This is a genomic window from Pseudomonas sp. KUIN-1, from assembly GCF_009176725.1.
Classification (GTDB): domain Bacteria; phylum Pseudomonadota; class Gammaproteobacteria; order Pseudomonadales; family Pseudomonadaceae; genus Aquipseudomonas; species Aquipseudomonas fragariae.
In genome coordinates this window covers 2,939,738-2,951,630 of the sequence record NZ_AP020337.1, presented here as the reverse complement: position 1 = coordinate 2,951,630, position 11,893 = coordinate 2,939,738, and the positions used below count along the sequence as shown (strand labels likewise).

Sequence of the window (11,893 nt, the reverse complement as noted above, 5' to 3'; positions counted from 1 at the left end):
TCCTTAATGCCGCTGGTTGATCAATAGGTACAGAAAAAACGGTGTGCCCAGCACCGCGACAAAAATCCCTGCGGGCAGATCCAGCGGCAGGAACAGCGTGCGTCCGGCCAGATCGGCAAGCATCACCAGATTGGCACCGATCAACGCCGCCATCAGCGCTTGCCCCACGAACCCCGGCGGCATCAGGCGTTTGGCGATATGAGGCGCGATCAGCCCGACAAAGGCAATCGCCCCGCCCCACGCGACCGCCAGCCCGGCCAGCGCGACGCTCACCAACAGCAAACCGGCGCGCAGCCATTGCACGCGCACGCCGATGCCCTGGGCCAGCGCGTCATCCAGTTGCTGCATGCGCACCTGACGGGCGAGCAGTGCCAGCAGCGGCAATGTCATAAGCAGCCAGCCGGCCAGCGCGCGGGGCTCTGGCCAACTGGCACCATACACGCTCCCGGTCAGCCAGACATAAGCCGACAAGGTGGTGGTCAACGGGCTGAACACCAGAATGAACGTGGTCACCGCAGCCAGCAGAGCCGACACCCCTACCCCGATCAACACCATGCGCAAGGGTGAAGCGCCCTGATTCCAGGCCAGCAGATAAATGACCAGTGCCGCGAGGCCTGCGCCGGAGATCGCCGCCAGGGGTAGAAACTGCGCGCCCAGTGCAGCCGAGAAGAATGACAGGTACAACACGGCGGCGGCGCTGGCACCGCTGGTGATGCCTAATAGATCAGGTGAGGCCAGCGGGTTGCGAATGATGCTTTGCAGGATCAGCCCGGACACTGCCAGGGCCGCGCCGACCAGGGCGGCCAGGGCCAGCCGGGGCATGCGCAGCTGTTCGACGATGAAGACCAGGCTGGCATCTGCCTGACCGGTAAAAACACTCAGCAGGGTCGCGGGCGACAGATTGATCTTGCCCACGGCCAACGAGCTCAGTACGACCAGCAGCGTCAGCGCCAGGCCCGAAAGCAAGCGCGTCAATGCGGTCAGGCTGAACTGCCGGGAAAAGCTCCGGTAGCGCACGGTGAAATGCTTATCCATAGCGCGCGCCCCGCCGAACCAGTGCAATGAAGAACGGCGCACCGAACAGAGCCGTCATCACACCTACCGGGACTTCCTGAGGGACAATCACGACGCGCGCCAGCGTGTCGGCCAGCAACAACAGCGTCGCGCCCAGCACTGCGCAGCCAGGCAGCAGCCAGCGATGGTCGATGGACAGCGTCTTGCGCACCATATGTGGCACCAGCAGACCTATGAAGCCGATACTGCCCGCCAGCGCCACGGCGCTGCCTGCCAGGGCAATGATTACCACGCTCATCATCAGCCGAATCAGCCCCGTACGCTGGCCCAGCGCCGTCGCGATGGCTTCCCCGGTGTTGAGCACGTTGACCTGCCCCGCCAGCACCAGCGCGCCGGCAAGCCCCATGACCACGCAGACCAGCAACGGCGCAGCGGTGCTCAGTTCGCGCTCCGACAAGGAACCGGCCAGCCAGAACAGCACAGTGTCCAGACCGTCCTGATTGACCACCAGCAAGGCCTGGCTGAACGCGGTGAACAAGGCGGTGATCGCTGCGCCGGCCAATACGATGCGCAATGGATTGAGGCTGCCCTGCCCCCGGTTGCCGATGACCCAGACAATCGTGCCCGCCACCGCAGCGCCGATGAACGCGCACCACAGCCACTGGCTCATGGACGACAGTGTAAGCAGCGACGAACAGGCGATGATGGCAAACGTCGCGCCGGCATTGATGCCAAACAGGCCAGGCGACGCCAGCGGATTGCGCGTCAGCGCCTGCATCAGTGCCCCGGCAACCGCCAGACTCGAGCCTACTGCGACGGCCATCAGGGTACGTGTCAGCCGTGTGTCGAGCAGTACGTGCTCGATAGCGCTCAGCGCATCGGGCTGCCAGACACTCCGCACGATGTCAGCGGGCGATATCCAGGTGGCCCCGGTGGCCAGACTCAAGCCCATGCACGCTACCAGTATCAACAGCCCCAGGCCCAGTTTTGCCGCAGCCGTCATGAGGGGCTATCCGCCAGGGCCACGCGAGCGACCTCATCGAGCATGCGGTTGGCGCCCAGAATGCCGCCGGACAGGCTCCAGGCGATGGCATCGACGCGCCATACCTGGCCGTCCCGTACTGCCCGCAGCTGTTGCCAGAACGGGTTCTGTACCAGTTTGTCGTAGGTGTGCTGCGCGGCATTGCTGTCCGCACGCTGAAAGACGAAGAACAGGTCGGCATCGACCACAGGCAAACTCTCTTTACTGCTGAGTTTAAGGGAAACGCCGCTGGCTTCGCGGGCCGCGGGCGTCCAGGCAAAGCCCAGCTCACTGAGCACCGAGCCGGCAAAGCTGGCCGGCAGATAGCTACGGATATGGTCTTCGCGAATGTCGAGTACCGACACAGTGATCGGCCAGCGTCCGGCGAACTTCGCCTGCAACTGGCCGCGCACCGCTGCCACACGCTGTTGCCATTGCCCGAGCAGGTCCATGGCCAGTTGTTGACGTTGCAGGGCCACGCCCATCATTGCCAGGGTGCGCTTGAACTCGAACACCTCTTCGAGCATCAGCACCATGCCGATCTGCTCCAGCAACGGCGCGATGCGTTGATGACGAAAGCGTGAAGCGACGATCAGGTCCGGCTTAAGCAGCACGATATCTTCCAGGCTCGGCTGGGTTTCCAGACCCACATGCGGTACCGCTGCCAGCGCCGGGCGCAGGTAGCGATACATCGGTTTTTCGCTCCACGAATCCACCACGCCGCAAGGCGTAACGCCCAGGGCCACGGCAGTGTCGGACGCCCCCTGAAACAGGGTGACAACGCGCAGCGGCGCTGCCCGGGCAATGCCAGGCAGCGCCAGTAACCCCAGCGAAAGGCGCAACACTGTGCGCCGCGAAGGATGCAGGGTTCGGTCAGGTTGCACGGCGCAACCTGTGGAACGGGTTGACCACTTCGCCCTTGCCGAACGGCATGCTGCCCGGACCGCCCGCGCGCTCGATCATGGGCGTCAGCAGAAGTTTCTGCGGCCAATTGGGGGCTTCGAACAGTTGTTGCCTGATCATGCCACGCGCCTCGTCGTCAAATTCGATGGTTGTGATCAGATTATCCAGAACATCGCGCAATACGGTCCACAGCGCAGTGACCGGTACGTCATACACTTGCGCCAGAGTATCCATGATTGCCCGCACGTTTACCTGAATCCCCAGTGTCTGCAGCCAGAACAGCAAGTCCTCGGGGCGGTCATGATAAAGCGTATTGGCATGCCCTTTCTTGATTCGATACTCCGGGTCGTGCATGCCGTTGCGCTCCAGCCAGGGCACGAAAATACGCAACGAGTCGTGGTCACGCAACAGCAGTCCTTGCGCTTGTCCGGCTTTCCAGACCATGACCGCGTTCTGGCCATGCACCTCGCCGAGCATGCCCAGGCGGAACATGCGCAGGTTGATATCGAAGAAACTGTGGCTCAGTTCGCGAAACAGTGTCAGTACCGAAGCCTGATTGCGCGGCAGGTCGCGGTAGTCCATCCACTCGTCGAAGAAATGCCGATTGCTCCCCGGTAGCGGTGTACCCAGCGCCGCCATGGGCAGCAGGCGGCACTCCGGATCATCGAGCAACGCGGCCGGATAGCCGCGCACCATGGCCGAAAGATGCCGAGGTCCTTCGTCGAACAGCGTGGCTTGTGGCGGCATGAATGCCCACCATTTGCGTTCGTCGCACAGGTGTAGCGAACGGCTCAGAGTTTCATCCTTGTCGACCACCTGACGCAGCAGTTTCTCGCTTAGCCCGCCGTTGATCATTTTGACCGCTGGCAGATAGCGCGAAGCGCCGAGCGAATAAATCGCCATGGGCAGCTTCAGGTAGTCTGCGCTGTTGAAGCACGGTGTCATCGAACGCAGCGACGAAGTGGCATGGACCTGCGCCTGATTGAAATCAAGCCGCTGGCAATCGCCCTTGGCGAACGCGTCGCCCAGCTGGACCTGCAAGACATGCTCGAACTGCCACGGGTGAACCGGCAGCGCAACGTGGCTGCCGGCAATGCCGCGCGCCTGCATCTCCTGGTCAAGCTGCGCTTGCAGGTTCTCGGGCAGCAGATAGCGGGCCGGAAAGGATGCATTCAAATCCTCCACGCCGTCGCCGCATTGCAGCAAGGTCTTGTCGACAGCCACCCAGTTCAGCGCTACCGGCCGGGCGAACTCGGCCTGGTACTGTAAGTATTCCTGTTCGTTCAAGCCTTGTTTGGCCTTGGCCAGCGGGTGATACGGGCGATCACGCAGCGACGCCCACTGCTCCATGGTTCGGAAGAAGGTAGCGCCGTCCTGAGCCATCAGGTTCTGCTCGTCGACCTTGTGATCCAGCGACAGCGCGGTCTGCCAGACACTGATGCGCAACACTTCCAGAAACAGCGCGATACCCTTTTCGTGGTCCTGGCGCTCGCTGTCCTGAAGCAGCGTCGCCTTGCCGGCGAACACCCACTTCATGAAGTCTTCCGGTGACAACTGCGTCCAGCGCTCGTCCTGGCGGCCCAATACCGGCGTGCCGGGCACTTTTTCCCATTGCTGGGTGATACCGGCGCGCAACGCGATGCTGATGAAGCGTTGCTCAGAATCATCGCAGCACCACTCCCAGATTTGCTGCACGCTGCCCTGCTCTAACAGTTGCGGAGCCTGTGGATGGCGCAGTTGCCATTGGCTGCTGTCCTGCAGGCGCAGTGGCTCGCGGCCAAAGAAATCTTCAGCCAGCAGGCAATCGACCAGATCCTGCATGACCAGGTCAGCGGCGAGTGAAGTGAAGTTCATGGGTTATTTTCCTTCTGCTGAATGTTGAGCCAGGCGGGCCTGAAGCGCGCGAAAGGCAATGCCGCGCTCATCCCCGAGGACAAAGGTGTTGACCCCGCGAGCCTGCCAGCGGGCAGCGTCTCCGGGTTGACGGGGGATCGCGCAATAGGCGACGCCCGCCGCGTGGGCGGCTTGCCAGGTCGCAAGCAACGCGTTTTGTACATCCGGCTGATCGATCTGCCAGGGCATGCCCAGTGACTGCGACAGGTCTGCCGCGCCTTCAAGAATCATGTCCAGACCCGGCACGCTGGCGATCTCGGCGGCACGCCGCACGCCTTCGGCGCTTTCGATCATCGCCACCACCATGATCTGTTGATTGGCGGCCTCCACATACTGCGCCAGGCTGTGCTTGCCGAACGAGCCGGGACGGCCGGCATTGAGGCTGCGGCGACCCAGCGGGTGGTACTTGCAGGCGGCAATCGCGTCCGCCAGTTGCTCGGGGCTCTCGATCATCGGCAAGACGATGCCCTGCGCGCCGCCATCGAGCAGGCGCAGCAGGGTTTTCGGGTTGAGATCGGCGACCCGCACCAGTGGTGTGAGGTCGTAGCTCTCTGCCACGCGGATCATGTTTTCCACGGTTTCCGGGTTGATCAGCACGTGTTCCATGTCGATGATCACGAAGTCGAACCCGGCCTCGGCGATCAGCTCGATGGCGGCCGGGGCCGGGATCGAACTGATCACCCCGTGTGCCGGCTGTCCGTCGGCAATCCTGCTTTTGAGCGTATTGGTCCTCAGCATCATTGCGGCCTGTAGGTGTGCAGTGGGTTAGGTACCGAGCGGAAGCGACGCTCGCCATCACCCAGCAAGCGGCGCTTGGTCAGTTCTTCCACTTCGTAAGATGGCGCAAACACGTCAAACAGCCCGAAACGGTCGCGATGCTGCGGGTGAGCACGCTGATAGTCGAGAATGACGTCGGCGGTCATCTGCCAGAACAGTGCCTCATCCAGCTGGTATTGCTGACGCAGGAAAATCGCCATTTCGGCCAGACAGATGAAGAAGAAACAGTCACAGGAGAAGTCGCGCACCGCGTTGACGTCGTCGGTGATGATGAACGAGTTGCGGTTGAGCTTTGCATGGCTGGCGGGCAGCGGCACCAGCTCCGGGCACAGTTCGGGACGCCCGAGATGCGCCGGTGAATAACGCACGCCGTCATGGAAGTCCTTGAGGGCGATGCGCTGCGGCCAGCCCTGCTTGACGATCAGCACGATGTTCTGGCCGTGGGACTCCATGCCGATGCCTTCGGCATAGAGCATGTGAATGATCGGCGGCACCGTGACCTGCAGCAGTTGCCGGGTCCATTCCTTGAGCCCGTACTGGTTGACCCACGCGTCGATGAACGGCGTCTGCTGGCCATCACCGTAACGGTTTTCCACATGGCTCAAGCCGTTGAACGGCACCGCCTGCTCGTCGTCCCGGAGGTACTGATGCAGGCTTTCCCGCCAGATGGCGCCCAGCGTGCCGTAGGTCTGCGCCGAACGGGATTCCGGCAGATGGCGGTAATCGAAACTCACCCCCGCTACCTCACCGAGAATCACGAAATCCAGCGCTTGAGCGGTGCTGTCGGTTGCGATCAGCTGGTGCAGCCAGTCGGTGATGATCGGGCCGTTCAACACCGTGTGACGCGCCAGAATCCGCGTGCTGGAGGTGTTGGTCATGCTCATCGCCAGCTTGACGTATGGCCGCTGGGGCTGACTGGCGTTGGCCAGTGTGCGAATCGACTGCTGAGCCTTGTAGCTATCGGTCGAGGTGCCCAGGTAAATCAGCTCGCCGCTGGCCAGTTCCGGGTAGAAGGTCGACACCGTGACGTTGTCCCACTGCCACGGATGCACCGGCATCAGTTGATAGTCGTCGATGGACTTGCCCTGCGCGGCCAGGTCTCGAGCTATTTCCTGCCAGCGTTGTGTGCCCAGCTCCTGACGGATGAACGCCTGAAAATCCATGCTCCGCGAATGGCCGACCGAGGCGCTCGATTTCGCCACGGCCAGCCAGACCACCGCGAAAGGCGTGGCAAATTCCGGCCCGTAGTGGCGGTTATCGGCCAGGGAAAAGCCGATTCGCGACTTGTAACACGGGTGGTAGCTGTGGGCATCCATGAAATGCTGCTCCAGCGCATCGACATCGAGCTGATGCGCTGGTCTTGCAGGCTGATAGCCCTGGGTGCGGGCCTGCAGGTCCTTGAGCTGGGTCTGTTCGATTTCCTGGATAAAGCGCGTCAGGTGCGGGCTGTCCTTGAACGGACTGAGCAGCTCGGTCAACGCCAGATGCAGATCCGGCACGCTGCGTTCGCCGGCACTGTCCACCCGCTCAAGCGTGGCGTGATCGAGGCGGATCAGCTCAAAGCTGGTGCTCAGCAGGCCCTCGCAGCGGTATTCCACACCGCCACTCACGGCCACGGCAAAACGATGCCGATGATCATCCAGCGGCTCACAGCGGTAAGGCAGCGCCGCCTCGTACAGCAAGGTCTGCAGCAACTGGCCAATCACGCGGCGTTGCACTTGCTGATAGCGCTCGGCGCTGACGTCGGCCAGCCAGGCACCAGTACCAGCTGTTGTCGTTGTCGAAGAAGCGTTACGTTGCAGCGGTAAAGGGGTAGCCATGTTCATACCTCGAACGAAAAATTATCGGGGTTCGACCGCGTCGGGCTGGGCCTTGGCGCGCTCGTCGTTAAGGGGAAAACGCCAGGCACACGGCAGTGCCAGCAGGATCAGCACGCCGGTGGCGATGAATACTTCGCTGATGGCCGAGGGCGTGGCGGCCGGGCCCGCGGTGTTGAGGCGGAACTCCAGCCACAGCGAGGCGATGACGATGGCCAGCGACGCGACCAGACGGCGCGAAATGTTGTTCATCGCGGCGCCCTGAGTGACCATCGGCTCGGGCAAGGCATTGAGCCCCGCCGTGGTCACCGGCATATAGGAGAGCCCGAGGCCGGCGCCACGAATCATCATCAGGACGAACACCACGCCGATCGCGGCCTCGGCCTTGAGCATGCCCAGCGCCAGGGTCGAAACGCCGGTCAGCAGCAGGCCGATGGCGACGACGGTGCGCGGGCCATGGCGATCCAGTGCCTTGCCGCCCCACTGCCCGAACAGGCTCGCGAAGCTGGCGGTACACAGCAGCGCCAGGCCGGTCCAGATCGGGTTGTAGCCCAGCACGTTCTGCACCAGCAGCGGCAGCAACACCAGGCACTCGAACATGCCGACCGATTGCACCACGGCGATGATCACGCTCAGACGATAACCGCGCAGGTTGAACAGACGCAGATTCAGCAGCGGAGCCTGGCGACTCAGCTCGACCCGGACGAATGCCACCAGACAGGCCAATGCGACCAGCACCATGGCCTGATTGACTGGATCGAGCAGCGCCTGAGCATGGTGCATGCGGCTGATGGCGATCATCAGCAAGCCGATGCCCGAGGCCACCAGCAGGTAGCCGATCAAATCGAACGGCTTGCGCTCGGCGGGCTCGGCGTCCGGCAGCACGCCGACGCCCAGCAACAGCGCCAGCAGGCCGATGGGCACATTCATCAGGAACAGCGAGCGCCAGCTGAACCACTCCAGCATCAGGCTGCCGCACAGCGGACCGAGCGCCGGTGCGAGCATCACTGCTGCGCTCCAGAGCCCGGTCACCCTGCCCCGCTCGTGCTTTTCATACACCGAAAAGATGATCGCCAGCGACAAGGGGATCATCAGCCCGCTGGCAATGCCCTGCACCACCCGTGCGGTGATCACCAGCGCGATGGAGTCGGCCAGCGCGCCCAGCAGCGAGCCGCCAATGAACAGCGCCACACCCCACAGGTACAGGCGTTTGCGTCCGATGCGCTGACTGAGGAAGCTGGTCAGCGGCATGGTCATGCCCATGCTGGTCATGAATCCGGCGACGATCCAGGTGGCCAGCAGCGGCCCGATCCTGAACGCCTCCATGAAGGCAGGCAGCGCCGGGTTGAGCGAACTGTTGCTCAGACTGACCGTCAGCGTACCGAGCAGCACGTTGACCACTACCCAGCTACGTGGGACGTTGAAACTCATTGGCGAACCCGTTCGCCGTTGCGCACGAAGTGCTGTGACGGTCGTGGATGACAGAGAAAGTCGGCATGGGAAATGTTGTAGCCATACGCTCCCGCCAGCGGCAGAACCAGCAGGTCACCAATGCTCACGCCCTTGAGTGGCTGGCGGCGGCTCAATACGTCCTTGGGCGTGCACAGCTGGCCGACAATGGTATAAGCCTGTTCTGACGAGGCAGCTGACTGCGGCGTACTCGGCAGGTGGATAACCGGATGGTCATGGCTTTGCGCAACCGGCAGGCGAAACTGGTGAGTTCCGCCTCGGCAGACCAGAAAATGCTCGCCGTGGCTGGTTTTGCTGTCCAGCACCTCGATGGCGTAATAGCCGCAATAGGCGCTGATAAAACGTCCCGGCTCAAAGCGCAGGATCGGCGCGTCGTGCTGCTCTCCCAGGCGTTTCTCCAGATAACGGCACAGCCGCTGCCAGTCGAACTGCTGGCTGTTCAGGTAATCGACGCCAATACCGCCGCCGACGTTGAAATGGGTCAGCTGGCTCGGGTCGCGGGCCAAAGCCTTCCATTCCTGCCAGCGCTGCAGGTAGAAATCGAGCAACTGCTCATGACGTTCAACCGACATCTGATGCGACATGGCATGTACGTGAAAGCCCTTGAGCGTCAGGTGGCTGGCGTTGTCCACGCGTCTGACCGCCTCGGCCAGGTCGGCTTCGTCAATGCCGAACGGTGTCGCGGTCCCGGCCATCGCCAGCCGGCTCGACTGTGCAGCGGGCAGTTGCGGATTGATGCGCAGGAACACCGGCTGCACGCGCCCCGCCTGTTCTGCCAGCTGTTGCAGACGCGCGATTTCGTTGAGGCTCTCCAGGTGAATGGCTTCAACCTTGTTGAGCAACGCCGAGCGCAGATCGGAATCGAGTTTGCCTGGGCCCGAGAACACGTAGGGCTTGCGTGTCGGACAGGCCATCACCCGCTCGATCTCGCCCCCAGAGGAAATTTCAAAGCCACTGACCAGAGGGGCCAGGGTTTCCAGCATCAGCGCTTCGCTGTTGGCCTTGATCGCGTAATACAGCTCGACACCTGCGGGCAGCGCCGCCATGACTTCACTGACATGCTGCTGCAACGCGTCCAGATCGTAGAAGAAGGCCGCCAGCGGGTCGATTTCCAGCGCCCGAGCCTCCTTGATGGCCGCCAGTACGGTCTCCGGCACCTTATGCATAACGTGCCTCCGTGGCCCACGGCGACGCAAGACGCACATAGTTGGCTTCGCGATCGGCCTTGGCGGCGAGCCGGACCTTGAGGTTGGTCTTGCAGGCAATCGACTGGCCTGCGATCAGCGCGTCCAGCTCGGGCGCAGGCAGTACCAGTTCGTCACGAATATGCTGCAATTGCCGCTCGACGCGCTGCCACATCAGTGGTGCCAGGTGCGGGCGCTCCCAGCTCAAGGCCAGTACCGCCTCGGACAGGTTGTTGATCAGCAGGCAATAGGTAATGCGGTTCCAGCCCTGTTCGCGGCTGTAAAGCAACGACTGGCGAATTCTCGGGTGCAGCCCCACCTGAATCGCCTTGATGCCCAGCTCCTCGGTCAGCTTCACGCCTTCGAAGTCGCGCAACAGCAGCTGTTGCGGGCGTCCGTTGTCGTGAATCAGCACCGCATTCTGCAAATGCGGCTCCATCACGATGCCATGATTGAAGAACAACGCCATGACCGGGCTCAGCAGCAAGGCCTGATACTCATCGAACCAGTCCAGCAGGTGCTGGTCCTCGAGCTCTGCGCCATTGAAACGCTGGAGGAAGTCGTGCACCAATGGGCGTGAGCGCAGATCACGGGCGAACAGTGTGCCCGCCATCACGCTGCAATCTTCGCCGGAGCGGCGGCAGAAGTTTTCCCGCAGAATGGCGCCGGTCTGCTCGCGAAACCAGTGACCGTCAGCCTCGCTCGCGCCTTTGGGAGCCCAGCTCATCGAGCCGGGTTCGGCGACTGTGGACAGCCCGCCAAGGGTTTCCGGGCGGGTCTGCTGCAGGCGCTGAAACAGTTCGTCGATGATCAGCGTGCTCTCCAGTTCATACCACGCGTTTTTCCTCACGCAGTTAGTGATGCGCACGTTCAGCGAGCCCTTGATGAAATAGTCGTGCCCCTCGATGTACCAGGTGCGCATCGACGCCGTCGGGCTGGCCAGCAAGCCACTGGCACCCAGATCGGAGATGTCCCCCAACTCAAGCAGACGTTGCACGCGACGGTCCTGCATGAACAATTGCGCCTGTACCGGATGCATGCAGATCAGCGCATGCCCGGGTCGGGCCCGCGATTGATCAGCGAAGCCTGCCATCACCTCGGCTTCGCTCAAGCCATTGGAGGTGATTCGCAGCCCTTCCAGCGGCACTTCGAACAGGTGCAGCGCGGTCTGCGCCTGAAACTCCGGGGCGTAGGTCTCCTGCGCCAGATGCTCAGGCCACAGGCGCGCCTTGGGCGCCGGGTGATTGGGGTGGCCGAACCACAAACCCTGCTCACTGGCCAGATAGCCGCTGAGCGGCGCCGGGTGCTGGCCGGTCATGTTGTGGGCAACGATGGCGGCAGTCAGGTGCTGGCTTTGCAGGACCTGATCCAGCAGTTCGTCATTGCTGGCACGGGTCATGTGCTCACAGGCGGTCAGCAGTTGCCGGGCGAATTCGGCAAACGCCAGGCAGCGCCAGGTGCCCTGCCCCTGACGTGCGTAGACATCGGAAAGGTAGCGATGGCTGCCCAGGTGGTCGCGGCGGTCCACCAGGACGAAGAATTGTTGCTGATTGGGCAGGCTGATGGTGAGCGGAATGCCCTTCCATTGCCCGCCATCCACGAAACTGCCAGGCGCTATGCCTTGCATGCCTTCCGGCCAGGTGTAATGCAGGCACTCTTCCGGCAGTGCGAATTCCTTGATCAGGCAATTGAGTAACGCGCGAGTGGTTGCCAACTCGCTCACCATGTTTGATAAGACGGTGCGATCGGTATTAGTCATGTCTGCTCCACAGTCGCCTTTACGCTGACCGTTTAAATGACGTCGCAACAAACGT

Annotated in this window: 9 protein-coding genes; all 9 read right to left on the bottom strand. The window is 62.4% G+C overall.

The window, feature by feature from the left end:
* Positions 1 to 3: 3 nt before the first annotated feature.
* From KUIN1_RS13485 to KUIN1_RS13445, 9 genes are read right to left on the bottom strand one after another with little or no spacing between them, the layout of a single operon-like run.
* Positions 4 to 1,035 (bottom strand): FecCD family ABC transporter permease, encoded by a 1,032-nt coding sequence (locus KUIN1_RS13485; protein ID WP_011267802.1) that lies wholly within the window; start codon positions 1,033 to 1,035, stop codon positions 4 to 6.
* Entirely contained in the window at positions 1,028 to 2,017 is a 990-nt protein-coding gene (locus tag KUIN1_RS13480; protein ID WP_116886465.1) for a FecCD family ABC transporter permease, read from the bottom strand. The genes KUIN1_RS13485 and KUIN1_RS13480 overlap by 8 nt, the downstream gene beginning before the upstream one ends.
* The gene (locus tag KUIN1_RS13475; protein WP_024660580.1) at positions 2,014 to 2,919 is read right to left on the bottom strand and encodes an ABC transporter substrate-binding protein; all 906 of its coding nucleotides are present in this window, start codon (positions 2,917 to 2,919) and stop codon (positions 2,014 to 2,016) included. The genes KUIN1_RS13480 and KUIN1_RS13475 overlap by 4 nt, the downstream gene beginning before the upstream one ends.
* Positions 2,909 to 4,792, bottom strand: a complete 1,884-nt coding sequence (locus tag KUIN1_RS13470) for an IucA/IucC family protein (protein WP_111522172.1) — start codon at positions 4,790 to 4,792, stop codon at positions 2,909 to 2,911. The genes KUIN1_RS13475 and KUIN1_RS13470 overlap by 11 nt, the downstream gene beginning before the upstream one ends.
* Before the next feature lie 3 nt (positions 4,793 to 4,795).
* Positions 4,796 to 5,569, bottom strand: a complete 774-nt coding sequence (locus KUIN1_RS13465) for an HpcH/HpaI aldolase family protein (protein WP_024651021.1) — start codon at positions 5,567 to 5,569, stop codon at positions 4,796 to 4,798.
* Positions 5,569 to 7,428: an IucA/IucC family protein gene (locus KUIN1_RS13460; protein WP_103713307.1), complete on the bottom strand. Its 1,860-nt coding sequence runs from the start codon at positions 7,426 to 7,428 to the stop codon at positions 5,569 to 5,571. Before KUIN1_RS13460 ends, KUIN1_RS13465 begins: the two co-directional genes overlap by 1 nt.
* Positions 7,429 to 7,449: 21 nt before the next feature.
* Positions 7,450 to 8,856 (bottom strand): DHA2 family efflux MFS transporter permease subunit, encoded by a 1,407-nt coding sequence (locus tag KUIN1_RS13455; protein ID WP_152092032.1) that lies wholly within the window; start codon positions 8,854 to 8,856, stop codon positions 7,450 to 7,452.
* The gene (locus KUIN1_RS13450; RefSeq protein ID WP_152092031.1) at positions 8,853 to 10,061 is read right to left on the bottom strand and encodes a type III PLP-dependent enzyme; all 1,209 of its coding nucleotides are present in this window, start codon (positions 10,059 to 10,061) and stop codon (positions 8,853 to 8,855) included. The genes KUIN1_RS13455 and KUIN1_RS13450 overlap by 4 nt, the downstream gene beginning before the upstream one ends.
* Positions 10,054 to 11,838, bottom strand: a complete 1,785-nt coding sequence (locus KUIN1_RS13445; RefSeq protein WP_024638721.1) for an IucA/IucC family protein — start codon at positions 11,836 to 11,838, stop codon at positions 10,054 to 10,056. The genes KUIN1_RS13450 and KUIN1_RS13445 overlap by 8 nt, the downstream gene beginning before the upstream one ends.
* Positions 11,839 to 11,893: the final 55 nt, after the last annotated feature.

What these genes read in the sequence shown, in the direction of transcription:
- KUIN1_RS13485 (WP_011267802.1), bottom strand. Translation starts at nt 1,035, where the DNA reads ATGGATAAGCATTTCACCGTGCGCTACCGGAGCTTTTCCCGGCAGTTC.
- KUIN1_RS13480 (WP_116886465.1), bottom strand. Translation starts at nt 2,017, where the DNA reads ATGACGGCTGCGGCAAAACTGGGCCTGGGGCTGTTGATACTGGTAGCG.
- KUIN1_RS13470 (WP_111522172.1), bottom strand. Translation starts at nt 4,792, where the DNA reads ATGAACTTCACTTCACTCGCCGCTGACCTGGTCATGCAGGATCTGGTC.
- KUIN1_RS13465 (WP_024651021.1), bottom strand. Translation starts at nt 5,569, where the DNA reads ATGCTGAGGACCAATACGCTCAAAAGCAGGATTGCCGACGGACAGCCG.
- KUIN1_RS13460 (WP_103713307.1), bottom strand. Translation starts at nt 7,428, where the DNA reads ATGGCTACCCCTTTACCGCTGCAACGTAACGCTTCTTCGACAACGACA.
- KUIN1_RS13455 (WP_152092032.1), bottom strand. Translation starts at nt 8,856, where the DNA reads ATGAGTTTCAACGTCCCACGTAGCTGGGTAGTGGTCAACGTGCTGCTC.
- KUIN1_RS13450 (WP_152092031.1), bottom strand. Translation starts at nt 10,061, where the DNA reads ATGCATAAGGTGCCGGAGACCGTACTGGCGGCCATCAAGGAGGCTCGG.
- KUIN1_RS13445 (WP_024638721.1), bottom strand. Translation starts at nt 11,838, where the DNA reads ATGACTAATACCGATCGCACCGTCTTATCAAACATGGTGAGCGAGTTG.